At 59.3% G+C, this 26,201-nt stretch carries 24 protein-coding genes and 1 pseudogene; 11 read left to right on the top strand and 14 right to left on the bottom strand.

The genetic code is table 11. From position 1 onward, the window contains the following. The coding region (locus L2I46_RS12805; protein WP_236947913.1) for a type VI secretion system contractile sheath small subunit at positions 1 to 125 on the bottom strand (125 nt) is incomplete at its 3' end. A gap of 600 nt (positions 126 to 725) precedes the next feature. Here L2I46_RS12805 and L2I46_RS12800 point away from each other — a divergent pair. Next, positions 726 to 1,292, top strand: coding sequence for a DJ-1/PfpI family protein (locus tag L2I46_RS12800; protein ID WP_023289387.1), 567 nt, complete (start codon positions 726 to 728; stop codon positions 1,290 to 1,292). 143 nt (positions 1,293 to 1,435) lie between these two features. Here the strand turns inward: L2I46_RS12800 and L2I46_RS12795 are convergent, their stop codons facing one another. After that, positions 1,436 to 2,197 (bottom strand): SDR family NAD(P)-dependent oxidoreductase, encoded by a 762-nt coding sequence (locus L2I46_RS12795; protein ID WP_048334819.1) that lies wholly within the window; start codon positions 2,195 to 2,197, stop codon positions 1,436 to 1,438. A 108-nt stretch (positions 2,198 to 2,305) separates the two neighbouring features. Here L2I46_RS12795 and L2I46_RS12790 point away from each other — a divergent pair, with 108 nt between their 5' ends. After that, positions 2,306 to 3,220: a LysR family transcriptional regulator gene (locus L2I46_RS12790; RefSeq protein ID WP_101976753.1), complete on the top strand. Its 915-nt coding sequence runs from the start codon at positions 2,306 to 2,308 to the stop codon at positions 3,218 to 3,220. Between the two features lie 302 nt (positions 3,221 to 3,522). After that, the gene (gene ymcF, locus L2I46_RS12785; RefSeq protein ID WP_023289384.1) at positions 3,523 to 3,711 is read left to right on the top strand and encodes a cold shock small protein YmcF; all 189 of its coding nucleotides are present in this window, start codon (positions 3,523 to 3,525) and stop codon (positions 3,709 to 3,711) included. A gap of 45 nt (positions 3,712 to 3,756) precedes the next feature. Here ymcF and L2I46_RS12780 read toward each other — a convergent pair whose 3' ends face one another. Genes L2I46_RS12780 through L2I46_RS12770 form a run of 3 tightly spaced genes read right to left on the bottom strand, consistent with a single transcriptional unit; the run spans position 3,757 to position 5,786 of the window. Further along, positions 3,757 to 4,224 carry an ATP-binding protein gene (locus L2I46_RS12780; protein WP_072420334.1) on the bottom strand — a complete coding sequence of 156 codons (468 nt, stop codon included), beginning with the start codon at positions 4,222 to 4,224 and terminating at the stop codon, positions 3,757 to 3,759. Positions 4,225 to 4,243: 19 nt separating this feature from the next. Continuing rightward, a complete protein-coding gene (locus L2I46_RS12775) occupies positions 4,244 to 4,582 on the bottom strand; it encodes an STAS domain-containing protein (protein WP_023289382.1) in 339 nt (112 codons plus the stop codon). Beyond that, entirely contained in the window at positions 4,572 to 5,786 is a 1,215-nt protein-coding gene (locus L2I46_RS12770) for a PP2C family protein-serine/threonine phosphatase (protein WP_085550763.1), read from the bottom strand. The genes L2I46_RS12775 and L2I46_RS12770 overlap by 11 nt, the downstream gene beginning before the upstream one ends. Positions 5,787 to 6,158: 372 nt before the next feature. On the opposite strand from L2I46_RS12770, the gene L2I46_RS12765 reads away from it, so the two are divergent. From L2I46_RS12765 to L2I46_RS12755, 3 genes are read left to right on the top strand one after another with little or no spacing between them, the layout of a single operon-like run. After that, the gene (locus L2I46_RS12765; RefSeq protein ID WP_236947910.1) at positions 6,159 to 6,593 is read left to right on the top strand and encodes a globin; all 435 of its coding nucleotides are present in this window, start codon (positions 6,159 to 6,161) and stop codon (positions 6,591 to 6,593) included. A gap of 2 nt (positions 6,594 to 6,595) precedes the next feature. Then, entirely contained in the window at positions 6,596 to 9,286 is a 2,691-nt protein-coding gene (locus L2I46_RS12760) for a hybrid sensor histidine kinase/response regulator (RefSeq protein ID WP_236947909.1), read from the top strand. After that, a complete protein-coding gene (locus L2I46_RS12755; RefSeq protein ID WP_236947908.1) occupies positions 9,276 to 11,474 on the top strand; it encodes a glycoside hydrolase family 2 protein in 2,199 nt (732 codons plus the stop codon). Before L2I46_RS12760 ends, L2I46_RS12755 begins: the two co-directional genes overlap by 11 nt. A 24-nt stretch (positions 11,475 to 11,498) precedes the next feature. Here the strand turns inward: L2I46_RS12755 and L2I46_RS12750 are convergent, their stop codons facing one another. The 3 genes from L2I46_RS12750 to L2I46_RS12740 form a co-directional block, all read right to left on the bottom strand. Next, positions 11,499 to 12,368 (bottom strand): aldo/keto reductase, encoded by an 870-nt coding sequence (locus L2I46_RS12750; RefSeq protein ID WP_023289371.1) that lies wholly within the window; start codon positions 12,366 to 12,368, stop codon positions 11,499 to 11,501. Positions 12,369 to 12,445: 77 nt separating this feature from the next. Continuing rightward, a complete protein-coding gene (locus tag L2I46_RS12745; RefSeq protein ID WP_236947907.1) occupies positions 12,446 to 13,648 on the bottom strand; it encodes an MFS transporter in 1,203 nt (400 codons plus the stop codon). Positions 13,649 to 13,720: 72 nt separating this feature from the next. Next, a complete protein-coding gene (locus tag L2I46_RS12740; RefSeq protein ID WP_085550757.1) occupies positions 13,721 to 14,857 on the bottom strand; it encodes an alpha/beta hydrolase in 1,137 nt (378 codons plus the stop codon). Between the two features lie 171 nt (positions 14,858 to 15,028). On the opposite strand from L2I46_RS12740, the gene L2I46_RS12735 reads away from it, so the two are divergent. Together L2I46_RS12735 and L2I46_RS12730 are read left to right on the top strand one after the other, a co-directional pair. Then, positions 15,029 to 15,913 (top strand): LysR family transcriptional regulator, encoded by an 885-nt coding sequence (locus L2I46_RS12735; protein ID WP_065806146.1) that lies wholly within the window; start codon positions 15,029 to 15,031, stop codon positions 15,911 to 15,913. A 322-nt stretch (positions 15,914 to 16,235) separates the two neighbouring features. Beyond that, entirely contained in the window at positions 16,236 to 16,622 is a 387-nt protein-coding gene (locus tag L2I46_RS12730) for a VOC family protein (RefSeq protein WP_072420345.1), read from the top strand. Positions 16,623 to 16,789: 167 nt separating this feature from the next. On the opposite strand, the gene L2I46_RS12725 is transcribed toward L2I46_RS12730, so the two are convergent. Both L2I46_RS12725 and L2I46_RS12720 read right to left on the bottom strand, forming a co-directional pair. Continuing rightward, entirely contained in the window at positions 16,790 to 18,406 is a 1,617-nt protein-coding gene (locus L2I46_RS12725) for a peptide ABC transporter substrate-binding protein (RefSeq protein ID WP_023289366.1), read from the bottom strand. Then, positions 18,403 to 18,521 (bottom strand): annotated as a pseudogene (locus L2I46_RS12720) (hypothetical protein). The gene L2I46_RS12725 and the pseudogene L2I46_RS12720 overlap by 4 nt, the downstream one beginning before the upstream one ends. 72 nt (positions 18,522 to 18,593) lie before the next feature. On the opposite strand from L2I46_RS12720, the gene mpaA reads away from it, so the two are divergent. After that, a complete protein-coding gene (gene mpaA, locus L2I46_RS12715) occupies positions 18,594 to 19,301 on the top strand; it encodes a murein tripeptide amidase MpaA (protein WP_236947906.1) in 708 nt (235 codons plus the stop codon). On the opposite strand, the gene ycjG is transcribed toward mpaA, so the two are convergent. After that, positions 19,298 to 20,263, bottom strand: a complete 966-nt coding sequence (gene ycjG / locus L2I46_RS12710; protein WP_048297345.1) for an L-Ala-D/L-Glu epimerase — start codon at positions 20,261 to 20,263, stop codon at positions 19,298 to 19,300. The two genes, mpaA and ycjG, sit on opposite strands and share 4 nt — an antisense overlap. 102 nt (positions 20,264 to 20,365) lie before the next feature. On the opposite strand from ycjG, the gene tpx reads away from it, so the two are divergent. Then, complete coding sequence (gene tpx / locus L2I46_RS12705; RefSeq protein ID WP_085550755.1) at positions 20,366 to 20,872, top strand: thiol peroxidase; 507 nt, start codon at positions 20,366 to 20,368, stop codon at positions 20,870 to 20,872. Positions 20,873 to 20,942: 70 nt separating this feature from the next. On the opposite strand, the gene L2I46_RS12700 is transcribed toward tpx, so the two are convergent. The 3 genes from L2I46_RS12700 to L2I46_RS12690 all read right to left on the bottom strand — a co-directional run bounded on the left by L2I46_RS12700 (position 20,943) and on the right by L2I46_RS12690 (position 25,124). Further along, the gene (locus L2I46_RS12700) at positions 20,943 to 21,995 is read right to left on the bottom strand and encodes an AbrB family transcriptional regulator (RefSeq protein ID WP_072420346.1); all 1,053 of its coding nucleotides are present in this window, start codon (positions 21,993 to 21,995) and stop codon (positions 20,943 to 20,945) included. A gap of 101 nt (positions 21,996 to 22,096) precedes the next feature. Further along, positions 22,097 to 23,638 carry a transcriptional regulator TyrR gene (gene tyrR / locus L2I46_RS12695; RefSeq protein WP_085550754.1) on the bottom strand — a complete coding sequence of 514 codons (1,542 nt, stop codon included), beginning with the start codon at positions 23,636 to 23,638 and terminating at the stop codon, positions 22,097 to 22,099. A gap of 172 nt (positions 23,639 to 23,810) precedes the next feature. Continuing rightward, entirely contained in the window at positions 23,811 to 25,124 is a 1,314-nt protein-coding gene (locus L2I46_RS12690; protein ID WP_023289361.1) for a 6-phospho-beta-glucosidase, read from the bottom strand. 143 nt (positions 25,125 to 25,267) lie between these two features. Here L2I46_RS12690 and L2I46_RS12685 point away from each other — a divergent pair, with 143 nt between their 5' ends. Then, positions 25,268 to 26,137: a LysR substrate-binding domain-containing protein gene (locus L2I46_RS12685; RefSeq protein ID WP_223825673.1), complete on the top strand. Its 870-nt coding sequence runs from the start codon at positions 25,268 to 25,270 to the stop codon at positions 26,135 to 26,137. Positions 26,138 to 26,201 lie beyond the last annotated feature (64 nt).

Here is a 26,201-nt window from a genome sequence, read left to right as displayed (position 1 = left end):
CTAAAATCACCAATGGTAAGTAGCTTTAATGGCAGCTCAACCTTTTTTTGCACGCCGCCGGTGTGGAGAGATAATTTGAGATTAATGCGAGCCTTAGGCACTTCATTCTGGAACGTATCAGCCATAGCAGTTCCTTTCCTCAGGGAATAATTATTGAAGAGTTGACGGTAAAAGCCTGAGGATAATAAAACAGAAATAGATTATCGATCAACTTAACAAGAAGATTTATTGAATATACTCACAAGGTGAATGATTTTATTTTTTCTTATCGCCAGGATAAATATTTAATAAATAAATACAAAGCCTAAAACAATAATCAAAATAAATTACGCACCAAAGAAAAATATAAGAATAAACATAGCGATAACAGCACCTGGAATTAAATCATCCCCTCGCAACGCAATTTATCGTCACCCGCGCGGCAAAACATTCAAGAGCAACCTTTTTCCCAGCAACTGGTTTGCACTAACCGGTCAGCGAACGTGACGAGGAATGACCGCGGACCCAGCGATATGTTCCTCCGCAGACAGTCGTCAGTGGCTGAAGAGCCTATTTTTCTGGGCGACTGACCACAGCGCGATGGCGAAAAAAGTTGTCGTTACCAAAAAAATATGAACCCGGTTACAAGATGCGCACGCCACCGTCATCGGCATCCTGAGGAGGTCGCATTCTGCGGATCGCCAGGCTATATCTATGACACCTTTCTCCCACAACGAGTAAAAATAATGAGCAAGAAGATCCTGATGCTGGTCGGCGATTACGCCGAAGATTACGAAACGATGGTCCCTTTTCAGGCACTGCAGATGATTGGCCACCAGGTCGATGCCGTCTGCCCGGATAAAGCCGCCGGCGACTATGTGATGACGGCGATCCATGATTTTGACGGAGCCCAGACCTACAGCGAAAAGCCGGGGCACCGCTTCACTCTGAACGCCGATTTTGCCGCGGTGAAGGCTGAGGATTACGACGCGCTACTGATCCCCGGCGGCCGCGCGCCAGAGTATCTGCGTCTGAACGAACAGGTCATTAAACTGGTCCAGGCGTTCGACGCCGCGCGTAAACCTATCGCCGCCGTCTGCCACGGGCCACAGCTGCTGGCCGCCGCCGGGATTCTGCAGGGGCGTACCTGCAGCGCCTATCCGGCCTGCGCCCCGGAGGTGCGCCTGAGCGGCGGGCATTATGCCGATATCGGTATCGATCAGGCGCATGTTGACGGCAATCTGGTCACCGCCCCCGCCTGGCCGGCACACCCGCAGTGGCTGGCGAAATTCGCCGCCCTGCTGGCGGAGTAACGCATTTTCTCTGACTAAGTGAACGGACTATCGCCGCGCTGGCGCTCTCTTTGTTACCGGCCCGGCGGTTTTCGAACGGCCGTTTCCGCTGCCGCCAAACCTGATTCAGCTCAGCGAAACGCTGGCCGGATTGTCTCCTCGCCTCAGATGCGCATTCCCCCGGAAACTTCAATGCGCTGGGCATTAACCCAGCGATGATCATCGGATAACAGCGAGGCGATCATCGGCCCGATATCCTCTGGTACCCCCGGTCGGCCAAGCGCCGTCATGTTCGCCACCGCCTGAGCGACCTGCGGGTTATCCCGCACCACCCCGCCGCTGAAATCCGTGGCGATGGCGCCCGGCGCCACGCAGTTCACCGTGATCCCGCGGCCGCCCAGCTCAAACGCCATATAACGGGTCAGGGTTTCCACCGCAGACTTCATGACTGCATAGGGCGCCCGATTCGCCATCACGATACGGGTCAGTCCGGACGAGATATTCACAATTCGCCCGCCATCGGCCAGCAGTGGCAATAATTTTTGGCTGAGGAAAAAAACACCCTTCACATGGATGCGATAAAGCGCATCGAGCTCCGCTTCGGTAGCGTTCAGAAACCCCATGCCGCTGGCATTGCCGGCATTATTGACCAGGTAATGAAACCGATCGGCCCCCAGCTCCGCCAGGGCCGCCTGAAAGGTGCTGACAAACCCGTCAAAGGTGTCGGTTTCGCCGGCGCTGAAGGGCAGCGCGATCGCCCGCGAGCCCTGGGCTTCAACCCACGCGACCACATCGTTCGCCTCGGCGAAATGCGCGTTGTAGGTCAATACCACGTTCACGCCGCGCTGAGCCAGCGCTTCAACGGTCGCGCGGCCCAGGCCACGGCTGCCGCCTGTCACCAGGGCGATTTTTGCGCTATTGTTCATGTTTTCCCCTTTTATCTCTGCTGAAAACATGAGCGATTATAGGCCTCTGAATGCCGACGATAAGACCGCATGGTGCGACAGGATTGTTTTGCCAGCTGGAACAATGTCATGGATAAACTGGATACCCTGACCCTGTTCGTGCGTATCGTCGAACGGGGTTCGTTCAGCGCTGCCGCCGCGGATCTGGGTTTTTCCCGGCCGGTGGCGACCGCGGCCATTAAGGCGCTGGAGGCCAGCCTTGGGGCGCGCCTGCTGCAGCGCACCACCCGGCACGTGCAGCCGACGGCGGAGGGGTCGCTGTATTATCAGCGCTGCGTCTCCATCCTGGCGGCCCTGGAGGAGGCCAACCGCAGCGCCGGAGGGAGCATCTCCGGCACCCTTCGGGTGGACGTGGCGGGCAATCTGGCGCGAACCCTGCTGCTGCCCGCGCTACCGCAGTTTCTCGCCCGCTATCCGGCCATTACCTTGCAGATTGGCGAAAGCGAGCGCGACGTCGATCTGGTCCGCGAAGGGGTAGATTGCGTCATTCGCGGCGGCCATCTTCCCGATAGCGAGATGATTTGCCGGCCGCTCGCCATGCTGCAGGAGATCACCTGCGCCAGCCCGGCCTACCTCGCCCGGTACGGTACCCCGCATACGATTGACGAGCTGGCGGGACACGTGACGATCGGTTTTGTTTCATCGCGCACGCACCGTACCTTGCCGCTCAGTTTTACCCTGGATGGCCGCCAGACCGAGGTCAGTTTGCCCTGTCGGCTGCTGACTTCCGATGCCGACGTCGGCGCCGAAGCGGCCAGGCTGGGCTTTGGCCTGTATCAGGCACCCTTCTCCCGCCTTGAGGCCGATCTGGCATCCGGTGGGTTAACGGAGGTGCTGGCTGATTTTCGCCCTGCGCCGCTGCCGCTCTCCCTGCTCTATCCCAGCAGCCGGCAGCTCTCTGCCCGGGTACAGGTATTTATCGACTGGGTGACGGCGCTGATGAAGGCGCCCCTGGCGCAGCAGGCATCCGGAAGGCTAAAATAACGTTTGCTATTATTTGCGGCTCGTGCGTTAATCATTAAGTCGATTTACCAGACGAAAAATTATTATCGAAGCACGTGTTCTCATCTCCAGGCGTTATCCCTGATACCACCTTCCTTTGAGCAGTCCCGTTAGTATTTTGCTTTTTCTGTAAACAGGCCTTGTCAGATCCCTGTTGGCTCGTTAAAAAAGCCCTCCGTCTGACCCAATACCCGGCTTACCACTAACAAAAATCAGCCGCGTTAATTTCCCTGAAAACGACCATTGTCTTTTCAACAGAACATTACCCATACAAGGTTTACATTATGATTGAACATATCCATTTTAGATGCCCATGCTGCCATGGCTCCCAGTACAGAACGTCCCAGTTTGACGTGACGGAAAAAAATCCCTTTGGTGCGAAATGCATTTTCTGCAAATCGGCCATGATGACCTTAGATACTATTCGCCCTTATCACCTGGGCGCGCTGTCCACCGCTCAGGCACAGCCATAAGACGATGAAACTGGTGAACGCGGGCGGGAAAATCCCCCCGGTGATTCACCTGGGGGCAACCTCTGGTCCTTCACCTGACGCACCGTCGGTGGAATGGCGAAGGCCGGCATCCGGCAACGCTTTTATCAGGGTCGTCACATTCTCCCCGGCGCGGCTTTCCACATTAAAATAGTCCACCGCGCGCAGAATGAGCCGCAAACCTCGGCCGCTTTCCGCTAACGGATCGACATCGAAGCGCTCATCGCTACGCGCCAGCGCCAGGCGCTCGGCCGGAAAGCCCTCTCCTGCATCAATAAAGCGCAGCGTCACCCGGTCCTCCGCCGCGATAAATTCGACACGAAAAACGCGTTGCCGATCCTCATGCAGCGCATAGCGAATGATATTGGCGGCCGTCTCACAGGCGGCAAGATCGAGCGCGAAGCGCCACTCCTCCCCGACGGGCAGCGGCGCCAATTGTTGAGTCAGCCACGCCGCCAGCGGTGAAAGCGAGCTGAGTTGGGCAGGAAACAGCATGACGTTATTCACGGGCGCATCACGGATTGAACTGCGCAAGGGCTGAAGTGCGATCCTCGCAAATACGAAAAATACGATCCATCCTGGTCAGGGTAAACATATTGCGGATGCCGGGGTTCAGCGCGCACAGTGTCATTTCTCCTTTACCATTCATCATTTTCATCAGCGAAACCAGCGTTCCCAAACCGCTGCTGTCGATAAAATCGATTTTACTGAAATCAACAATCAGATCGGTGCGATCTTCGCCTATCTCTTGGGCGATTGCCGCTTTAAAGGCTACCGCGACGGACGCATCCAGCCGACGCACCGCCGGAGTCAGGATCGTCACCGAGGCCTGCCGTTCGGTTTCAATTTTCATCACTGTCCCCTGTTCGTTCAATAATCAAGAGTGAAACATCATCGGCCATCGCCTGAGTCTCCTGCCCGTCGCCACTGCGCCAGCGGATCAGGTGCCGGGCAAACCGCGGCAGCAGCGCGGGCAGCGGCTGCGTCACGCTGTCCTGCAGCCACGCTTGTAAACGCGCCTCGCCAAACTGTTCACCGCTCCGGTTTTCACATTCGGTGATGCCGTCGCTGAACAGGCACAGCCGCTCTCCCGGCGCCAGTGAGAAACTGACATCTGCCCAAGAGAGATGGTCTATCAACCCCACCGGCGCCCCGCCGCTGCCGACCGGACGGACGGCTGCGTCCGGGCTCACGATAAAAGGCGTGGGATGCCCGGCCTGACAGAGTTTGCCCGCGCCGGTCTTCAGGTCGATGACGCCATAGATCAGGGTGAAATAGCTGACAATCTCTGTTTCGTCACTGCAAAAACGACCATTAAGGATCGCCACCACTTCAGCAGGCGACGCCGGCTGGTTGTCTGCCGTAAAAAGAAAGCGCTCAACGGCCCTGCCATGCAGAAACTGGCGGGCGACGGCGAGCGACATCATCGCCGCCCCCACACCGTGCCCGGAGACATCCACGCAGTAAAATCCGAGCCGATCGCCCAACGGGAAGACGTTAAAAATATCTCCCGACACCCAGGCCGAGGGCAGGAAAATCCAGTCGGAGAAAAATCCCTGATGACGCAGCTGATGAGCCGGGAGAACCGACTGCTGAATGCGCGCCGCCAGCTCCAGATCCTGTTCAATCTGTCGCAGCGCTTCGCTCAGCCGCGCATTGCGCGCGGCGAGGTCAGCCTCAAGGGAGAGGATCCGCGACCCGGCGTGCAGCCGCGCCCGCAGTTCGCTCTGCTCTACCGGTTTGCTGAGAAAATCATCGGCCCCGGCCTCAAACCCCTGCGTTAAATCGCCAGGGTCTTCGCGGGCGGTAAGCAATATCAGATAAACGTAGTGACCAAACTGGCGACGGCGAACTTCCCGGCACAGCGTCAGGCCATTCATCTCTGGCATCTCCCAGTCGCTTATCACCAGGCTGACGGGCTGGTTTTCGAGGATCGCCAGCGCGGCGACGCCGTTTTCCGCCTCACTGACGATATAGCCCCACTGCGTCAACATCCGGCTTAGCAGCCGACGATAAACCAGCGAATCTTCAACAATCAGGACGTGCTGTGCCGACATCGCGCCTCCTAAATCGGCAAGAACCAGATAAGGCTGATCGTACCTTCACGAAACTTGCCGCTGTACGCTATCAGTTTAGTCAGTAGTGGGTTGCTTGCTCATCAGCAATGGGGTTGTCAACCAGGCTATACTCCAACCTGACGGCAACGCCAATCGACTTTAGCGACAAACCGGTGATAAATGGCTGGTCAGCAAAAGTATCGTGTGGCTGATGCTGGATAAAGATGGGTGAGCGGCGGCCCGCTTTACCGCAGAATGGCAACGAGGAAATCCTGTAAGGGGAAAACTCATGCATGGCCAGCGCGTGTCGCCTGTGGATCCTAACCCGCCCCGCCGCTGCCTGCCGGGCGAACGGGTCATGAGGAGCGCACCATGAAGTTTTATCGCGATCTCTTTGAAGCCAGCCTGAATCGCGTCGTACCGGAGCACGACAAACAGCGCTTCTTCGAAGCCTTCTACACTACTTTTATCCATATGTCTGCGGAAACCGAGCAGCACTTCTCACAACGCTCCGGCGAAGAGGGCCAGCAGATGATCTTTAAAAGCTTTTTCGCCATGCTGGCGGTCAACGGCGACCTCTTTGTACCCGATTTCCTGGAACGGCTGGCGCGGGCGCAGAGCGAGGAAGGCCTGCGTCTGCCGCCGCGTTTTTTTGCCCTCTGGCGGGAAGCGATGCTCAAAACCGTCCGCGCCAGCGATCCGCTGTGCGATGAGGAGATCCTCACCGCATGGGCAATGGCCATCGCCCCTGGGCTTGAGTATCTGCGCCGCCAGGCGGAGCTGCACTATCAAACCGCTGACCAGTAATCATGCATGCCGCTAACCGTACCGACCTCAACCTCCTGCCCTCGGCGGTGATGATCTACGATGAGCGCGAACGACTGCAGGCCTGGAATGATAAGGTGGCGCTGTTTTATCCAACGATCGCGCCCTGGCTCGCCGTCGGCGCCTCTCTTGAGAGCCTGGCGGAGAAGTTTATCGATGCCGGATATAACATCGACCCAGGCCGGCAACAGACGCTGCGCGAGGCGATAATCCGCAACTGCCGCCAGACGAACCACTGCGAGGTCCGTCAGTCGGGCAACCGCCGGATTTACGTTCAGCATCAGCGGCTGGCGGATGGCGGGATTGTCAGCCTGCATACCGACATCACGGAGCTTGACGAGGCCCGACGCTCGCGTCACCAGCTTCACGACGACTTTTTATTCACCGCGGAGTCGATCCAGATCGGCATCTGGGACTGGCAGGTCTCCGGCGACAGCCTGCAGGTCAATGACACCCTGCTGGCGATGGTCGGCCAGTCACGGGCGCAGTGGCGCTTTCCACTGCGTTTTATGCTCAATCTGGTCCACGAGGAGGATCGCGCCACCCTGCAACAGGCGATGATCGCCTCGCAAAACGAGCATATGCCAGTTTTTGAATGTGAACTTCGCGTCCAGCACCCCACGCAGGGCTGGCGCTGGATGCTGCTCTCGGGGCAGATCGTCACCCTCAATATGCAGCAGCAGGCAGAGCGGGTGATCGGCACCTTGCAGGATATTACCCGGCGCAAAGCCGCAGAGCTGCTGGCCATTGAGGCGGCGAAGGAAGCCCGCGAGGCGAACGAAGCGAAAAGCGCCTTCCTCGCCAATATGAGCCACGAAATCCGCACCCCGATGAACGGCATTCTCGGCATGACGCAGCTCTGCCTCGACACGCCGCTGACCGCGGAGCAGCGGGAGTACCTTTCGCTGGTGATGAGCTCAGCCCAGTCGCTGCTGCACATTATTAACGACATTCTTGATTTCTCACGCATTGAGTCGGGCAAGATGCAGGTGGACGAAGAGCCGCTGGAGATCCGCCCCTTTGTTCAGTCGCTGATCCGCCCGCATATGCCTGCCGCCAGCGAAAAGGGCATTGAGCTGCTGGTGGATATCTCCCCAGCGGTGCCCGAGGTGCTGATCGTCGATGGCCCCCGGCTGCGGCAAATCCTGACCAACCTGTTGGGTAATGCGCTGAAGTTCACGCATCAGGGGGAGGTTCTGCTGGCGATAGCGCCGGCCGGCGACGAAAACCGCTGGCGCTTTCGCATTCGCGATACCGGCATCGGCATCGCCCCGGAGAAGCAAAAGGCGATCTTCGAGGCTTTCAGCCAGGCCGATAGCTCCACCACCCGCCGCTACGGCGGCACCGGTCTGGGGTTAACCATTTCGGCCCGCCTGGTCAGCCTGATGGGCGGCGAGCTGACGGTGGAGAGCCAGCCTGGGGCGGGCAGCGAATTTGCCTTCACCCTGCCGCTGGCAGCGCTGCACGCCGCCGCCGACAGCGTTCCGCTGGGCCACTTTAACCACCAGCGGGTGCTGGTGGTTGACGACAACAGCACCAACCTGCGCCTGCTCGACGCCATGCTTCGCCAGATGGGGCTGATGCCAAGCTGCGTGGACAACGCCGGCGAGGCGCTACGCCGGGCCGCCGAAGGGCCGCCCTGGCCGCTTATCCTGCTGGACGCGCAGATGCCGGATATGGACGGCGTATCCCTGGCGCTGGAGCTTTCCGCCCTGCCCGAGGCCCGGCAAAGCCAGATTATTATGCTCAGCTCCATGAGCCGCCATTTTGACGCCAATATGCTCAAGCGCATCGGCATTGCTCACTATCTGCATAAACCGGTGGCGCAGCGCGAACTGCATCAGGTTATCGCCGGCATTCTGGTTCCCACGCCGGTGGTGGCGACAGCGCCAGCCCCCGTTGCGGAACCGGTCAGGGAGCAGGCCGGGCTGCATATCCTGCTGGCCGAGGACAATCTGGTTAATCAAAAAGTCGCCAGACGGCTGCTGGAACAGCTTGGCCACCGCTGCGAGGTGGTGAACAACGGCCGGGAGGCGCTGGCGCGCTGGCGCGCCGACTGCTGGGATCTCCTGCTGATCGATCTGCAAATGCCGGAGATGGACGGTGACACCGCCATCCGCCTGCTGCGTGAAGAGACGCAGGCGCTCGGCCGGGAGCACCAGCCCGCGATGGCTATGACCGCCCACGCGATGCAGGGCGATAGAGAGCGCTGTCTGGCGATGGGCTTTGACGGCTATATCGCCAAACCGGTGAGCCAGGAGGCGCTACGGGAGGCCATCGCCCGCGTCGGCGCGGCGGAAGATGGCGGTCCGGAGGTAGAGGAAGGCCTGCCGGACGAGGCCCGCCTGCTGAAACAGTGCGCCGGCGATCCGGAGCTGGTCGAGGAGCTACTGGGGCTCTTCGCTGCTGGGCTTGACGCTGCCGCCGCCGCCCTTACCCACGCCATTAACGCTAATGACCGGGAGACGTGGCGTCGCGCCGCCCACAAACTGCGCGGCGAGGCGGCCACCCTTGGCTTTCAGCGCCTTTCCGGGGTGCTCCAGCAACTGGAGACCCAGGCAGCCTCGCCCGACCAGAGCGTGCCGGGCGACCTGCAAGACACGCTGGCCGAGGCGATCGCGGGCTGCCACCTGTGGCTGCGGCGCAGAATGCAGGAGGCTCCCCGTGATCGCTAGACGTCTTCTGCTGCTGGTGGTTTGCCTGCCGCTGGCGCACGCCGGCTCAGCGCCGGTGACCTGGTCACTGGCCGGACAATGGCGGGTGCATGACGCCAACGACAGCGCCTTCGACGGCGCTCAGGCTTCGGATGGCGACTGGCGCACGCTGCGGGTACCGGCAAACTGGTACAGCGCCGGATACGATCATCAGGGCGCCCTGTGGTATCGCCATCAGTTTACCCTGCATGGCCTGACGCCGGACGCCATGGCCACCCTGGTGTTTGACGGCGTCGATTACTTTGCCGAGGTGGCGCTCAACGGCAAGACGCTGGCCCGGCACGAAGGGTATTTTCAGCGCTTCCCGGTGGACATCAGCGGGGTCGTTCGCCGCCATAATCAGCTCGCCGTGCGGGTCGACAGCCCCTATGAAGACCCGCAAACGATCTGGCCGCTGCACAAAACGCTGATGAAAGGGATCCTGAACCAGCACGATACCCGCCCGGGCGGCGCCTGGTCGGTTCAGGGGCAGGATGCCAATTCCGGGGGGATCTGGGCGCCGGTGAAGCTCCATCTGAGCCGCGGCGTCACCCTCGACGAGGTGATCCTGCGTCCGGACTGGCGACAGGGGCTGGAGCACCCCATTCTGCGTGCCGAAATCCGCTATCGCGCCGTGACCCCCGGCCCCGTCACGCTGCGCCTGACGGCCACCCCGGACAATTTTTCCGGCCCGCGTTTTCAACAGGCCTTCGCGGTCACCCTGGAGAACACCGCAGGCGTCCTGCGCGTCTCGCTGCCCATGCCCTCGGCAAAGCTCTGGTGGCCCGTGGGTGCTGGCAAACCTAACCTCTACCGGGTGCGCGCCACCCTCGCGGATAACCGGGGGATCATGGATTCCGCCGTCACCCGCACCGGATTACGTAAGGTGGAAGCGCTGGCGGACAATCAGGGCTGGCGCATCAATGACAAACGGCTGTTCATCAAGGGCAGCAACTATATTGGCTCGCCGTGGCTGAGCACCATGACGCGGAAAAAATATCGCCGGGATTTCAGGCTAGTCACGGCCATGAACGCCAACGCCATCCGCGTTCATGGCCACGTGGCGGGCCGTGCGCTGTATGAGGTGGCCGATGAGATGGGGCTGATGATCTGGCAGGATGTTCCGCTGCAGTGGGGTTATGATGACAGCGTCGCCTTTTCCGATAACGCGGTGCGCCAGACCCGGGCGATGATGGACCAGTTCGGTAATTCGCCGGCGATTATTGTCTGGGGCGGTCACAACGAGCCGCCGTGGAACTCGCCGTGGATGGAGAAACGCTTCCCCGACTGGCGTAAAACCTTAAACCAGACCCTGACGCAGCGGGTGGGCGATGCGCTGGCGGAAGATACCTCCCGCATCGTGCATCGCTTTTCCGCTGTTGAAGAGCACTACTGGGCGGGCTGGTATTTCGGCACCCTGCGCGACCTGCTCTCCCCGGCGAAAACCGGGATTATTTCCGAGTTTGGCGCCCAGGCGCTGCCCCGCCTCTCCACCCTGAAGACCATTATCCCGGCCCGTCTGCTGTGGCCGAAAACCACCGCCGCCGACGACCCCGGCTGGGTGCGATGGAAGTACCATAATTTTCAGCCTTTCCAGACCTTTAAATTTGCCGGTATTCCACGAGGCAACACTATTCAGGAGATGATTGAAAACACCCAGGCGTATCAGGCCAGGCTGGTGGCGCTGGCAGCGGAGAGCTATCGCCGCCAACGTTATCAGCCGGTGACCGCCCTGTTCCACTTTATGTTTGTCGAGACATGGCCCTCCATCAACTGGGGGGTGGTGGATTATCTGCGCCAGCCGAAGGCGGGTTACTATGCCCTGCAGCGCGCCTATCAGCCGATCCTGCCATCCATCGAACCGGTGACCGCCAGCTGGCGTCAGGGTAGCCCGGCGACGGTTCGCCTGTGGGCGATTAACGATACCTGGACGGCCTGCGAGGATTGTCGCCTGACCTGGCAGGTCAGGCAAAATGGCCAGATGCTCGCTCAGGGGGAAACCACCCTGACCCTACCGCCGGACGCCGGCCAGATGGTCAGGGAGCTGACCGTCACCCCTGCCGGCCCGCAGCCCGTGACGGTCGACTACCGCATCGACAACCGTCGCGGCACACGCGTGGGCGCTAACCAGCATACCGAACCCGTCGCTGCGGCGCAGGCAGCTAAATGAAGCAGGCGTCACGCTGAGCCGCGATCAGTCGTGGATTTTCACCCCCAGACAGCCGCGAACGAATTCAGGGTTAAAGTGTTTCACTGCTTCGCCAACGTAACCTAAATCCAGATCGCTAATTTGCGCCATTTCGCGCGCGGTGAGCGAGAAATCCCAGATGGCAAAGTTCTCTTCAATACGCTCCTGGCGGGTGGATTTAGGAATGACCGTGACGCCACGCTGCACGTTCCAGCGCAGGACCACCTGAGCAACGGTTTTTTGGTGGGCATCGGCAATCTCCTGCAGCATGGCCTCTTCATACGGATTATGTCTGCCACCGCCTAACGGCGCCCAGGCTTCCGGCTGAACGTGATAGTGCTTCATGGTTTCCAGCGCCGCCGGCTGGGCGAAATAAGGATGCAGTTCGACCTGATTCACCATCGGCCTGATTCTGACGGTTTCGCAGAAGTTAGCTAACACATGGGCGTAGAAATTGGACACGCCGATCGCTTTGAGGGTACCGGCTTCATAAGCCTCCTCCAGCGCGCGCCAGGCGCTGAAATAATCGCCCATCGCCTGATGCAACAGATAAAGATCGAAGTATTCCAGCCCGGATTTTTTTAAGGACGCGGCAATCCCTGCTTTCGCCATCCCGGCGTTGGCCATGTCCTGAACCCACAGTTTGGAGGTAATAAATAGCGCCTCGCGGGTACACAGACCTTCGGCGATGGCTTCGCGAACGGCCTCCCCCACCGCATCTTCATTATCGTAGACGGCGGCGGTATCGATGAGGCGGTAGCCGGTGCGAATGGCGTTCAGCACCGACCGCTTACACTCTGCTTTATCGGTCACCTTAAAAACGCCAAAACCCAGCATCGGCATTTTACGGTTGTTACTTAATACACAATATTCCATGGTCATCCCTCATCTTGTTTAACCATCATGGTAGGCCATAAACGTCGCCGTGATTACCCTGTCATTTGTGATTTGACTTATGCATCCAGCTCATTAATTGGCGTGCGCTGAGATGAGCTGATTTTGGCAGAGAGCAGAAAAGTCGCCCCTGCCGCCGCCAGCAGTAACAGACCGCTCAGTGCAAAATTGCTGCGCCATCCCAGACTATCAAACACCAGGCCGCCTGCCGTTGACCCGAGGGCAATCGATAGCTGGATCACGGCGACCATCAGACCACCGCCCGCCTCCGCATCCTCGGGCAGCGTCCGCGCAATCCACATCCACCAGCCGGTGGGCGCGGCCGTCGCCAGCAGGCCCCACAGGCTTAACAGTACGGCGACTGATCCCGGGTGGTGTCCGGCCAGCAGAAGCGTTCCGGCAATCGCGGCCATGGCCAAAGGGATAGCCACCAGCGTCGGATAAAACCGGGCATTCAGCGCGCTCGAAATAAGCAGCGTGCCGACAAAACCGGCGGTACCCATCGCCAGCAATATCAGGGACAGACCAGAGGAACTGACTCGGGTCACGGTCTCCAGAAACGGTCGCACATAGGTAAACAAGGTAAACTGCCCCATAAAAAACAGCCCGCAGGCCAGCAATCCAAGGAATACCGTCGAGCGGCGGAACAGACCCAGCACGGTTCCCTGCGGCTGTGGTGCGCGCTGGCTTTTCATCGACGGCAGACTAACGCATTGCCAGACGAAAGCCACCATCGCCAGCGGGACGAGACATAAAAAGGCGCCGCGCCAGCCGACGGTGGCCCCCAGGTAGCTGCCCAGCGGCGCTGCCACAACGGTGGCCAGCGCGTTGCCGCCGTTAAAGATGGCCAATGCGCGGGGGACCTGGCGTTGCGGCACCAGGCGAATGGCCGTTGCGGCCGACATAGACCAGAAGCCGCCGATGACGATCCCAATGAGCGCCCTGCCCAGCATATAAACTGGATAGCTGGACGCCAGGGCAATCATCATTCCCGAGACCGCCATCAGCGCCGTGAGCGCTAACAGAAGGTATTTTCGATCCCGTGCTCCCGCAAGGCGAGAAATGGTCAGGCTGGTCAGCACCGCCAGCGCGCCTGAAATGGCAATGCCCTGACCGGCTAATCCTTCGGTGACGCCTAAATCGCCAGCGATGGGCGTTAACAGGCTGACCGGCATAAATTCTGAGGCAATGAGTACAAATACGCAGAGCGTCATCGCCAGGACGCCGCTCCAGTGTGCCCGGGTGTTACTTAATGCAGACATTGTTTATCTCCGACAATACAAAGCCGCCCGCAGGCGCGTGGCGGCTTTGGGGATGTCTCCGGCACCGGAGATCTATTTCAGGTTGGTTTTAAAGAACTGCTCAAACTGACTAAAGGGAATTTTGCCTGCGGCGTTGTCATAAAGATCGACATGGTTTGCGCCAGGGACAATCACCAGTTCTTTCTCGTTGCTGCCAATAGCCTTATAGGCAGCTTCGGCAAAATAGCGAGAATGGGCTTTTTCGCCCGTCACGATAAGCGTCGGAATAGTCACTTCGCCGGCATAATTCAGCAGCGGCATATTCATAAACGACAGCGGCATCGTCGCATTCCATGCCCCGGTTGAATTAACCGAACGAGGATGGAAACCACGCGGCATACGGTAATAATCGAAGAACTCTTTCAGGACCGGGTTGGGATTGGCGGGCAAGGTTTCCGGCAAAATACGATCGGCAGCGCTGACGTTGCCTTTATCATCAACATAAATGTCATGCCCGCCGGGGGCGAAAGTGCCGTTTGCCGCATCCTTCCAGCGCTGCGCGTTCAGGTACTGCAGTACCGCTCGGCGGTCGGCTGTCGTGTAGCGGTCTTTGCCATCGCCGACTCCATGCCCCATCGCGCGGCTCATGTCATACATGACGCTGGTCGCCACCGCTTTGACGCGCGTATCCATCGCCGCGTCGTTTAAGGCCATACCGCCCCAGCCGCAAATGCCGAGCAAACCGATACGGTGGCGATCCACCTCTTTTTGCAGGCCCAGAAAGTCCACCGCGGCACTGAAATCCTCGGTATTGATGTCCGGCGAAGCCACGTTACGTGGGTAGCCACCGCTTTCACCCGTATAGGATGGGTCAAACGCCAGTGTGACAAACCCCTGCTCGGCCAACGTCTGGGCATACAGGCCGCTGGATTGCTCTTTTACCGCGCCGAAAGGACCGCTAACGGCAATGGCGGCCAGTTTGCGGTCGCCGCGATCCTTCGGCAGGTAGAGGTCTCCTGCTAAGGTAATCCCGTAGCGGTTGTGGAAGGTCACCTTACGATGATCCACTTTCGCGCTCTCAGGAAATGTTTTGTCCCATTTTTCAATCAAAGAGACAGGCGTATTCGGGTTAGTCGTATCAGCATAACTCATCGTTGTAACTCCACTTATTGAGGCGCAAAGCAGCATGGCAGGTATCGCGGCTGTCAGTTTTTTGGTGAAAACCGTCATCAAAGTCCCCTAAATAAACGTGATCAATGCAAATCTCCAGTAGACAACGCTGCTGCGCTTTGTTGTCGTGGGCTTAGTGTAGTCAGCAGTAATAGTGCTGATTAGTGGGTAAAAAATGCTAAGATTAATACCATGTTGTTCTAAATGGCATGCGGATCACGAGGCGGGAGAATGGCGAAACGGGAAAACTATAATGACCTTTATCTGTTTATGCAGGTGGTGCGGGAAGGCAGTTTTACCGCCGCAGCGCAACGACTCGGCCTGGCGCAGTCCGGGATCAGCCGTGCGGTTCGTGAACTTGAAGAGCGCCTGGGCGTTCAGCTTCTGGTGCGCACCACCCGCCGTTTGTCGCTCACTCAGGCGGGTGAGCAGCTCTATCACAATGTCGAATCCGGTTTCGACGCCTTAGATATGGGACTCGCAACGCTGGCCCACTATCGTCAAACGCCCTCCGGTACGGTACGCATCAATGCCAGCCAGCATGCCATTGATAAAGTCCTGCTGCCGAAGCTGGCAGTATTTAAACAACGCTATCCCGATATCAGACTGGAACTGATCAGCGAAAGCCGGTTTGTCGATATTATTGCGGAGCGATTCGATGCGGGCGTACGTCTGGGCCCGGAAGTCGGAAGTGGCATGATTGCGGTACGCATTTCGCCCGATATGGAGATGGCGGTGGTGGGTACACCGGAACATTTTCGACGCTACGGCTTTCCACAAACGCCCGCCGATTTAGTCGTCCACCCGTGCATCGCTTATCAGTTTGGCGACGGCAGCCTTTACGCCTGGGAACTTAACGTGGAGGGCAAAAAAATCACTCATCCGCCGCAGGGACAGTGGGCTTTCGCCGATAGCTATATGGAAGCCAAAGCGGCCAGGCTCGGTCTGGGGCTGGCCTATGTCCCGGAAGAACTGATTACCGACGATCTAGCGCAGGGCACGCTTATCCGGGTGCTCCAACGTTATAGCCAGCGTCTGGAAGGTTCATTTCTCTATTACCCGCACCGCAATGTGTCGCCCGCGCTGAGAGCGGTTATTGATACATTGCGAATGTAGCAGAGGATGCCTGCGGGCAGCAGGTATCAGTTGGTGGAGGGGCTGAGCTCAGAGCTTTCGCTTAATTCCGAACTATGCAAATTGTCATGCAAGGCGGAAATGATCTTATATCAGTATCAATTTTGCGACTCGCCTATTTGATTATAAAGTTATAATACAGCACCGCTTCGTAACAAGTTAAACAACGCATATTTCCCTGCTGCGCAAACCCTTTTTCTTCGCCTACCCACGCCTGTTCTTGAAATACCTCTTAAACGCTTAAGCATTGCATTCCACCTCAGGACTGCCAGGCTATCTCTACGTCAATGGCAAAGGAGGCGTAATGAAAGTCCTCAATATTCTGATCCGGCGATGCGTGCTGCTGAGCTGTTATGAAGAAACCGTTTCGTTCTATGAAAACCTCATCGCGCAGAAGGCGAGGTTGCGTTTCGACTATCCTGAATACGATCTCAAACTGGCGCAGGTGGGTTCGGTGCTGTTAATCGGCGGAACCGAGAAAAGCCTGGCGCCTTTTCGCGCTACCGAGACCACTTTCCTGGTCAACGACATTTCCGCCTGGGAGAAACATTTGCCTTCCACCGGAGCAACGATTATCAACCCGGTGAAGATCGTGCCAACCGGCTGGAACATGCTGGTTCAGCATCCGGATGGTATGATTGCCGAATACGTTGAGCATCATGACAAAAACCCAGCGGATGAGATCTTCTGATGCTTCGCTTTCAGAGGGTTAGACCTGGTTTCAGTCGGCCATACTACCAGAAAAGTGATGCTTTCTACTGTGGCGGGAGAAGGTGAGCAGGAGAAACTGGCGCCGTAATCCGCGCCAGCTCCGGCTTCAGCAATGGCAACCTGCCCTGAGCAGGAGGCCAGTACGCATCAGTGTTTAACGATATACATGGTACGGCTATAGGCCACATCTTCCGGGTTGGTGATCGGGTAGCCTTTTAGCCACGGCTTAATCAGCCGACCGTTGGTGTACTGATAGATCGGCGCAATCGGCGCTTTGACCATAATGATCTTCTCCGCCGCGTTGTAATCGTCGTTACGCGCTTTGGCTGAATTTTCCACCGCCGCCTGGGCGAGGATTTTGTCGTATGCCGGATCGTTAAAGCGGGAGATATTTCCGCTGTGGGTGGAGGTCAGCAGCGACAGGAAGGTGGACGGCTCGTTGTAATCCCCTACCCACGAGGCGCGGATCACATCGAAATTGCCGGTGTTGCGGCTGTCGATATAGGTTTTCCACTCCTGATTCTGCAGCTTCACTTCCACGCCGAGGTTCTTCTTCCACATCGACGCCACCGCGATGGCAATCTTCTGGTGGTTCTCAGAGGTGTTATACAGCAGCGTCAGCTTCAGCGGGCGATTCGGGCCATAGCCAGCGGCAGCCAGCAGGGCTTTCGCCTGAGCGTTAAGCTCGGCCTGACTCATGCTCTCAAACTGCGACGGCTGCGGCGTGAAGCCCGCCGTTACGTCCGGGGTAAAGCGCCAGGCCGGTTTTTCCCCGGTCCCCAGCACCTTCTCCGCCATCACCCGGCGATCGATGGTCATACTCAGCGCCAGTCGCACCCGCTCGTCCGCCGTCGGCCCTTTTTGGGTATTAAAGGCGTAATAGTAGGTGCCCAGCTGCGGCGGGGTATACACCTGCCCCGGAATATCCTTCAGCAGCTTCTGATACATATTTTTCGGGAAAGATTCGGTGATATCGATATCGCCGGCCAGATAGCGTTTGGTGGCGGCGGACTCCTGGTTGATCGGCACAAAGGTGACCTGCTGGATCACCGTTTTGGCGTTATCCCAGTAGTGGGTGTTGGGCACCACTACCAGCTTTTCATTCACGACGCGATCTTTCAGAACATAGGCGCCATTGCCCACCAGGCTGCCGGGCCGCGTCCAGTTTGCCCCGCTGTCGACGTTCGCCTTTTGTACCGGGTAGAAGGCAAAGCTGGCGGTCAGGTTGCTGAACCACGGCAGCGGCTTATCCAGCTGCACCCGCAGGGTGTGGGCGTCGACGGCGGTGACCCCCAGGGTCTCCGGCGCGGCTTTGCCATCAATGATGTTCTGCGCGTTGGCGATCCCCGCCAGCGCGGCAAACCAGGCGAACGGCGAGGTGGTTTTCGGGTCCACCAGACGCCGCCAGCTATAGACGAAGTCCTCAGCGGTGACCGGCGTGCCGTCGGACCAGCGGGCGTTATCGCGCAGGGTAAAGGTCCAGACGCGGTTATCGTTGCTCTGCCAGCGGGTCGCCACGCCCGGGATCAGGTTGCCTTTCGCATCCTGATTGACTAAACCTTCAAACAGATCGCGGATCACCTGGATTTCCGGCAGGCCCACCGCTTTTGCGGGATCTAACGAGGCGGGTTCATCTTTGATATGGCGCACTAACAGCTGGTTTTCCGCCAGTACCGTGCCCGGCGGTACGTCCGCCGCCCAGGCCAGAGAAGATACGCTGGCTAACCACAGCGCGCCGCATGTCAAAGCGACAGGATACTTCATAAGATCCCCTTTAAAATGAGAAAAAAACACCGCCAACAGAGCGATAATTATTTGTTTCATCACCTGAAATTGCAAACAACATATGATAGAAAATTGATGTGCCGTCGGATTTCACACCTCAGGGAATGGGTTTGATTCCAACACGCTTTTCGCCAACACTACATAATAACGACACACAGGAAGCCCTATGTCTATTTCACGTCCTCGCCCGCAGCGCGGCGACTTTCCGCCGGGGACCCGGCAGTACGGCAGCTCGGAACTGGGCGCGCCGCTGCTGTGGTTTCCTGCGCCGATGGCCGACAGCCGCAGCGGCCTGATTATTGCCGGCACCCACGGCGATGAGAATTCGTCGATTGTGACCCTCTCCTGCGCCCTGCGCACCCTGAAGCCGGAGCTGCGCCGCCACCACGTGGTGCTGACGGTCAATCCTGACGGCTGTCAGCTCGGGCTGCGCGCCAACGCCCGCGGTGTTGACCTCAACCGTAACTTTCCGGCCGCTAACTGGAGACAAGGGGAAACGGTGTACCGCTGGAACAGCGCGGCGACGGAACGAGACGTGGTGTTATTGACCGGCGAACAGCCGGGCTCGGAGCGAGAGACCCAGGCCCTGTGTCAGTTGATCCATCAGATCCATCCGGCGTGGGTGGTCTCCTTTCACGATCCGCTGGCCTGCATCGAAGACCCGGGACACAGCCCGCTGGGACACTGGCTGGCCGACGCCTTCTCACTACCGCTGGTCGGCAGCGTGGGCTACGACACCCCAGGTTCCTTTGGCAGCTGGTGCGCTGATATCGGACTCCCCAGCATCACCGCTGAGTTCCCGCCGGTCTCCGCCGACGAGGCAACCGAGCGTTACCTGCCGGCGATGACCGACCTGCTGCGCTGGCAGGCTTAAAGATGAAGCACGCCGGTGCTGAACCGCAGCGCCGGCTCGACGTCCACCGCCAGCCATGTCGGGCCGTCGAGGTCGGCGAAGCGCGCCAGCGGCGCCAGGGGTAGCGCGGCGGCGATCCCGCGCGAGGTGCAGAGCATACAGCCCAGCATCCGTCCAAAGCCCTGTCGTTCTGCCTCCTCGGCGAGGGCCAGCGCTTCGGTCAGGCCGCCCGTTTTGTCCAGTTTGATATTGACCATCTCATAGCGTCCGCGCAGCCTGGGCAGGCTCTCCCGGGTATGGCAGCTCTCGTCGGCGCAAATTGGCAGCGGATGGACGAAATTTTCCAGCGCCGCATCGGCGTCGGCAGGGAGCGGCTGCTCAAGCATCGCCACGCCGAGGTCCGCCAGCAGCTGGCAGCGCGCCGCCAGCCCCTCGCTGTGCCAGGATTCATTGGCGTCGACAATCAGCGTAGCCTCCGGCGCCGCCTGACGGATAGCGATTAACCGCTCGCTGATCAGCCGGTCGTCGAGCTTCACCTTCAACAGCTGAGCGCCCTTCTGCCACAGCGCCGCGGCGCTGGCCGCCATCTGATCCGCCGTGCCAATGACCACCGTCTGGGCGGTGATCACCCGGTTTGGCAACGTCACCCCCAGTAGCTGGGGCAAGGTTTTGCCTTCGCGCCGCGCCTGCAGATCCCACAGGGCGCAGTCAATGGCATTGCGCGCGGCGCCTGCCGGCAGCAGCCGCTGCAGCTGTTCGCGGGTAAGTCCCGCCTCCAGCTGTTCGCCGATCGCCATCACCTGGGCCATGACCGAAGCGATGCTCTCGCCATAGCGGGGATACGGGGTGCATTCCCCCACCCCTTTCACACCGTCCTCTTCCAGTTCCACCACCACCACTTTTGCCTCGCTGCGGCTGCCGCGGGCGATCACAAAGGGGGTGTGGAGCGGCCAGGCTTCCTCATACACTCGCACGTTGCGCATTCCCTTGTCCTCTCTGGTAAATGTTAAATAGGGTTTGCCGTGTAGCTGGCGGATGTCATACACTACTCGCGACGTTAACTATATGTAAACAGGAAGATAACCATGTCACAAACCGTGCATTTCCAGGGCAACCCCGTTTCTGTTCAGGGCACCATTCCGCAGGCAGGCGCTAAAGCGCAGCCGTTTACGCTGGTCGCCAAAGATCTCTCTGACGTCGCGCTGAGCCAGTACGCCGGCAAACGTAAAGTACTGAATATTTTCCCGAGCATTGATACCGGCGTGTGCGCCGCATCAGTGCGTAAATTCAACCAGCTGGCCGCTGAACTGGACAACACCGTGGTGCTGTGCATTTCCGCTGACCTGCCGTTCGCCCAGTCCCGCTTCTGCGGCGCGGAAGGCCTGAGCAACGTGGTGACCCTTTCCACGCTGCGCGGCGCCTCGTTCCTCGCTGACTACGGCGTCGCCATCGCCGCCGGTCCGCTGGCGGGCCTGGCCGCTCGCGCGGTGGTCGTTATCGATGAAAACGATCAGGTTGTCTTCAGCCAGCTGGTGAACGAAATCACCGAAGAGCCGGACTACGACGCCGCGCTGGCCGCCCTGAAAGCCTGATAACAGACTGCCCGGGGGCATCGCGCCTGCGGACATGCTATGTACTCAGCCCTCGCTCTGCGGGGGCTTTTTATTGCCGCGGCGCATAGCGGGAAATAGCCCGCGCCATCGCCGGGCCGGTCAGCAGGATGGTAAACAGCCGCAGCGTCTGAAGCGCCATAATAAACGACATATCCGCCCGGGTGCCGGCGGCGATAATCGCCACCGTGTCGAGTCCGCCAGGGCTGGTGGCCAGATAGGCGGTCATGAAATCCATCTGCAGAATATGGGTCAGGCCGAGGGCCATCAGGGCGCACATCAGGATCAGCCCAACAATGGAGGCGATAATCTGCGGCAGCGTCTTCAGGGCCAACAGAAACACCGCCTTGTTAAACTGCAGTCCCACCGTCCAGCCCAGCACCGCGTAGGCCATCGCCAGCAGCCACTCCGGCAGCTCCAGCATCACCCAGCCGCCCCCCTGGGCCAGCGCGCCGAGCAGCATCGGCAGCAGCATGGCGCCGGAAGGAATGCGCAGCCGCACGCCCAGCCAGCAGCCCGCCGCTGTCAGCAGCAGCGTTAAAGGGAAATGAAGGGTCAACGGTGGAAACCAGACGATAGCCTGGCTCATTGTTTGCGCCTCGTTGCCCAGGGCATAGCGCACCACCAGCGCCGCCGCGCCGACGACAAACAGCACTCGCAGATACTGCATCAGCGCCACCAGGCGTACATCAGCCCCGTACTCCTGAGCCATCACTACCATTGCCGACGCCCCGCCGGGAGAGCTTCCCCAGGCGCCGGTGGCGCCCGGCAGCGCGCTGTAGCGGACCAGCAGCCAGCCGGTGAGGCCGCTGATCGCCAGGGTCGTTAACAGGATCGCCAGCACCAGCGCCCAGTTGTTGAACAGCACGCCAAAAACGGAGGGGTTAATGGCGCGGGCGATCATACAGCCGACGATAGCCTGCGCCGCCAGATAACAGGCGCGGGGGATCCTCAGCTTCACCCCGCGCAGGCTCAAAATCAGACCGGCAATCAGCGGCCCCAGCAGCAGCGCTGCCGGCAGATGAATGCGTAACAGCAGCGAGGAAAAGAGAATTGAGAGCAGCAGCAATGTCAGCCATTGCCCGATCGCGCGACGCGACGCCAATATGCACCACCCCGGAAAAAGGATTAAAAAACCAGTATATACAGGTTTAGCCCGCTTTGCAGGCCGGGATACCGGCGACGAGCGTCGCCGGCGTTCAGCGATTATTCGTCGCCCTTTTTCTGACTCAAACCATATTCGCGCAGCTTATTGGCGATGGCGGTATGCGACACCCCCAGCCGCTTCGCCAGCTTACGGGTGCTGGGGTAGCTGCGATAGAGCTGGGTCAATACCGAGCGCTCAAAGCGGCGGGTAATGTCGTCCAGCGATCCTTCCATGGCCTCCTCGCCCACCGGCAGCGAGGCGATGTCGTGGTCCGGCAGCAAAATATCCTGCGGACGCAGCTCGAATCCTTCCAGCTGGGTTAGCGCGCGATAAACGGCATTCTTCAGCTGGCGGACGTTGCCGGGCCAGCTGTAGCGGGTGAGTACCGTACTGAGATCGGCGGAGAGCTTCGGTCGGGGGATCCCCTGCTCATCGGCAAAGCGCGCCACGAACAGCTCGGTCAGCGGCATAATGTCCTGCGGGCAGTCGCGCAGCGGCGGCAGATACAGCGTCAGGACATTGAGGCGATAGTAAAGATCTTCCCGGAACAGCCCTTTCTGCACCAGCTCGACCAGGTTTTTCTGCGTCGCGCAGATCACCCGCACATCGACGTGCACTTCATGATCCTCGCCGACGCGGCGGAAGGTGCCGTCGTTGAGGAAGCGCAGCAGCTTGGTCTGCATTCGCGGCGACATCTCGCCAATTTCATCCAGCAGCACCGAGCCGCCGTTAGCTTGCTCAAAGAAGCCTTTTTTGCCCTGCAGCGCGTCACCGAACAGCTCGCTCTCAACGGCGTCCTCGGGAATGGAGCCGCAGTTGAGCGCCAGATAGGGTTTGCCCGCCCGCGGACTGGCCAGATGGCAGGCATGCGCCAGCAGATCTTTACCCGTGCCGGTGTCGCCGACAATCAGCAGCGGCGCGCTGAGCATCGCCAGCTTACGCGCTTGATCCACCACGTGGCGCATTTTCGGCCCCACCGCGAGGATCTGGCTGAAGGCGCTGGTGTCCTGGCTGGTCATGGTCTGCAGCTGGCGTCCCATGCGCACGGTTGAGCGCAGCATCGCCACCGCGCCGGTCAGCACTCGCTCGTTATGCTCCCCTTCCAGATAAACCGGGGTCACTTCCAGCAGGTAGTTCTGCCCATTCACCACCACATGCTCCGCCAGCGTCTCCTGCGGGCTGCTTTCCAGCCAGCGCTGGACGTTAAAATCGTCGATCAGTTGCGCCACCGGATGGTTGCGCAGCTTCGCCTGGCTTTGGCCAAACAGCAGGCAGCTGGCGGGGTTGGCCAGTTCGACCCTGCCTTTGGTATCCAGCGACAGCACCGGCTCCGGCATCGCCACCAGCAGCGCGCTCAGCGCCAGATGTTCACGCTCGGATGGCATCCACGGCACGGTGCGCACGTCTGTCACGCCGGCGATACGGCGGATCTCCGCCATCAGGCTGCTGAAGGTGGCGAACTCCAGTTCGGCAAAATTGAGGTAGATACGGCCAATAGGGTCAATATCGATACCACGCAGATCAATGCCGCGCAGCACCAGCAAATCGAGCAATTCACGAGTCAGACCGAGGCGGTCTTCACAAAAGACTTCAAGACGCATGGGAGTGTTCACCCTAAAAGTGCCAATGACCGGAGAATAATAGGCCAGGAATGGACTTTCGGGAAGCTAACTGTCAACAATTATTGACAGCATGGCGGAAAAATGGGCGTTGCGCCGTAAAGTCAGGCGGTCAGTGGTCAATTAACCGGCCATCCGGCCGGTTAATTGGGGGTTAAGCATGGAAGGCAGGCAGCCACTGGCGGTTATGGGCGATCACGTCATCCAACGCTTGTTCGAGCTTCTCGCCGCTGACAATCAGCGGATTCAGCACCAGCGCGCGCCACGCCGTATGGCGGTTGCCGGTGATGGCGGCCTCGATGGTCAGCTGTTCGAAAGATTTCATCAGCTGCAGCAAACGCAGGGTATCGTCAGGGAACGGCGCCACGTTGAGGGGCAGCGGACCGGAAGCGGTGATCAGCGAGCTGACCTCTACCGCACAGTCATCCGGCAGGCCATTGATGGCGCCGTTGTTGCGCGTGTTGACGTGCATGATAATGCGCTTGTCATTATAGATGGCATTCATCAGCTCGCAGGCCGCCTCGGAATAGTACTGACCGCCACGGCCCTCCAGCGCCTTCGGTTTAACCGCGAGGTGCGGGTCGCTGTACTGTTCAAACAAGGTTTTTTCCAGTTGCTTAACCACTTCGCCACGGGTCCCTTCGCCGCCCGCCTCCGCCAGCTCCTGACGCAGCAGATCGTCCTTCATGTAGTAATAACGCAGATAGGCGCAGGGGATCATGCCTAAGCCTTGCAGGAGATGCGACGGCCAACGGAACGGCGGAATGTTGCGCGGCACCAGCGGATCCCGACCGGCATTGATCTCGGCGATGACCTCCGGCAGCCACTCTTTTCCTTTGTGCAGGACCTGGCGCACGAAGATAAAGTGGTTCAGGCCGGCGACCTGCATCACTACCTCTTTTTCGTCAGCGCATTGCAGCAGGGTGGTCACCCCTTTTTGCATAATCACCGGCACATTACACAGGCCGACGGCTTTGATGCGACTGTGGCGCAGGATCGCTTCGGTCACCATCCCCGACGGGTTGGTAAAGTTCAGCAGCCAGGCGTCAGGGCAGAGTCGTTCCATATCGGCAGCAATCGCCAGGGCGATGGGAATGGTACGGCAGGCATTGGCGAAGCCCCCAAGGCCGTTGGTCTCCTGGCCGATCAGGCCATACTTGAGGGAAATACGTTCATCGCTGATGCGGGCGTCAAGGCAGCCGGCGCGAAACTGCGAGCAGACGAAATCGGCATCGCGCAGGGCGCTCTCCCGATCCAGGGTAGCCACCACCTCGATGATCAGCCCGGCTTTGGCGATCATTCGCCGCGCCAGTCCGGCGATGATCTCGACTTTCTCTCTGCCCTCTTCAATGTCCACCAACCATAGCGAAGCGACCGGCATCTCGTGATAGCGGTTAAGCAAACCTTCAATCAGTTCCGGGGTGTAGCTGGAGCCGCCGCCAATCACCACAATTTTGAGTCCTGACATGGTATACCTCGGTTTAGTTACGATATAACTATTTAAAACCGGCCAAACTGGCGTAACAAACGAATTAAATCGGCCTATGCATGAAGCAAATTAATGCATAAGGGAGACAACCTGTGCTTGAACAACAAAGCATCCTTGCGCTGCTGCAGACCTTTGAGGTGACCGCCCGCCATTTGAGTTTTACCCTCGCCGCGCATGAAATGAACCTGACCCAGGGGGCGGTCAGCCATCGGATCCGCAAGCTGGAGATGCATATCGGGTTTCGCCTGTTTATTCGCATGACGCGTAAACTGGCGCTGACGGAGGAAGGCAAACGCCTGCTGACGACGTTGAGCCATTCGCTGCGGGCGATTAACGATGAAATTGAGGATATTCGCGAACAGGATCTGCGCGGCACGCTGCATATTGGTATTGCGCCGACCCTGGCCCATCTTTGGCTGATGCCCCGCCTGCCCCGCTTCCAGGCCCAGTGGCCGGGACTAAATCTACAGTTTCGCGTCCGCGCCGGGGTGATGGATTTTAACGAGGAGCGGGTGGACCTCGCGATTTATTACGGCGCCACGCGCTATCCCGATCTTTATCAACAACGGTTGATGGCGGAAAGTTTGCTGCCGGTCTGCTCTCCAGAGTATCGCCGGCAGTATCGCCCGCTGAGCGGCGGTGACGCGGCGGCGATCGTCTGGATCCATGCCTGCGAATCCACCGACGTGCAGGATCAGTTTGCCGAATGGCGCCTGTGGTGCCAGCAAAGCGGACAGGCGTTACCCTTTGACGGCCGGTATTACGCGGTGAACAACCACTCGCTGGCCATTGAGATGGCGCTGAATGGACTCGGGGTCGTGATGGGGCGTAAAACGCTGATCCAGCCGCTGCTCGCCACCGGGAGACTGGTAGCCTTGTCCGAAGACGAGGCGGAATCTCCCTTTGGCTATGATCTGATTTGTCCGCAGGAGAACCGCTCGCGCCCGCGCTTTCGCGCCTTCAGCGAGTGGCTGGCGGCGGAATGCGTATGACCGGACATTGCCCGCGGCGCGGCAGGTGCGCAAGCCTGGACTCGACCTCGCAGGCCGGGCAAGG

Source organism: Klebsiella sp. 2019SCSN059 (assembly GCF_021739525.1).
GTDB lineage: Bacteria > Pseudomonadota > Gammaproteobacteria > Enterobacterales > Enterobacteriaceae > Klebsiella > Klebsiella quasipneumoniae.
This window is presented reverse-complemented; position numbering and strand designations above follow the sequence as displayed.

Excerpts from the sequence above, each read along its gene's own strand:
- L2I46_RS12800 (WP_023289387.1), top strand. The coding sequence starts at position 726 with ATGAGCAAGAAGATCCTGATGCTGGTCGGCGATTACGCCGAAGATTAC.
- L2I46_RS12795 (WP_048334819.1), bottom strand. The coding sequence starts at position 2,197 with ATGAACAATAGCGCAAAAATCGCCCTGGTGACAGGCGGCAGCCGTGGC.
- L2I46_RS12790 (WP_101976753.1), top strand. The coding sequence starts at position 2,306 with ATGGATAAACTGGATACCCTGACCCTGTTCGTGCGTATCGTCGAACGG.
- ymcF (WP_023289384.1), top strand. The coding sequence starts at position 3,523 with ATGATTGAACATATCCATTTTAGATGCCCATGCTGCCATGGCTCCCAG.
- L2I46_RS12780 (WP_072420334.1), bottom strand. The coding sequence starts at position 4,224 with ATGCTGTTTCCTGCCCAACTCAGCTCGCTTTCACCGCTGGCGGCGTGG.
- L2I46_RS12775 (WP_023289382.1), bottom strand. The coding sequence starts at position 4,582 with ATGAAAATTGAAACCGAACGGCAGGCCTCGGTGACGATCCTGACTCCG.
- L2I46_RS12770 (WP_085550763.1), bottom strand. The coding sequence starts at position 5,786 with ATGTCGGCACAGCACGTCCTGATTGTTGAAGATTCGCTGGTTTATCGT.
- L2I46_RS12765 (WP_236947910.1), top strand. The coding sequence starts at position 6,159 with ATGAAGTTTTATCGCGATCTCTTTGAAGCCAGCCTGAATCGCGTCGTA.
- L2I46_RS12760 (WP_236947909.1), top strand. The coding sequence starts at position 6,596 with ATGCATGCCGCTAACCGTACCGACCTCAACCTCCTGCCCTCGGCGGTG.
- L2I46_RS12750 (WP_023289371.1), bottom strand. The coding sequence starts at position 12,368 with ATGGAATATTGTGTATTAAGTAACAACCGTAAAATGCCGATGCTGGGT.
- L2I46_RS12745 (WP_236947907.1), bottom strand. The coding sequence starts at position 13,648 with ATGTCTGCATTAAGTAACACCCGGGCACACTGGAGCGGCGTCCTGGCG.
- L2I46_RS12740 (WP_085550757.1), bottom strand. The coding sequence starts at position 14,857 with ATGACGGTTTTCACCAAAAAACTGACAGCCGCGATACCTGCCATGCTG.
- L2I46_RS12735 (WP_065806146.1), top strand. The coding sequence starts at position 15,029 with ATGGCGAAACGGGAAAACTATAATGACCTTTATCTGTTTATGCAGGTG.
- L2I46_RS12730 (WP_072420345.1), top strand. The coding sequence starts at position 16,236 with ATGAAAGTCCTCAATATTCTGATCCGGCGATGCGTGCTGCTGAGCTGT.
- L2I46_RS12725 (WP_023289366.1), bottom strand. The coding sequence starts at position 18,406 with ATGAAGTATCCTGTCGCTTTGACATGCGGCGCGCTGTGGTTAGCCAGC.
- mpaA (WP_236947906.1), top strand. The coding sequence starts at position 18,594 with ATGTCTATTTCACGTCCTCGCCCGCAGCGCGGCGACTTTCCGCCGGGG.
- ycjG (WP_048297345.1), bottom strand. The coding sequence starts at position 20,263 with ATGCGCAACGTGCGAGTGTATGAGGAAGCCTGGCCGCTCCACACCCCC.
- tpx (WP_085550755.1), top strand. The coding sequence starts at position 20,366 with ATGTCACAAACCGTGCATTTCCAGGGCAACCCCGTTTCTGTTCAGGGC.
- tyrR (WP_085550754.1), bottom strand. The coding sequence starts at position 23,638 with ATGCGTCTTGAAGTCTTTTGTGAAGACCGCCTCGGTCTGACTCGTGAA.
- L2I46_RS12690 (WP_023289361.1), bottom strand. The coding sequence starts at position 25,124 with ATGTCAGGACTCAAAATTGTGGTGATTGGCGGCGGCTCCAGCTACACC.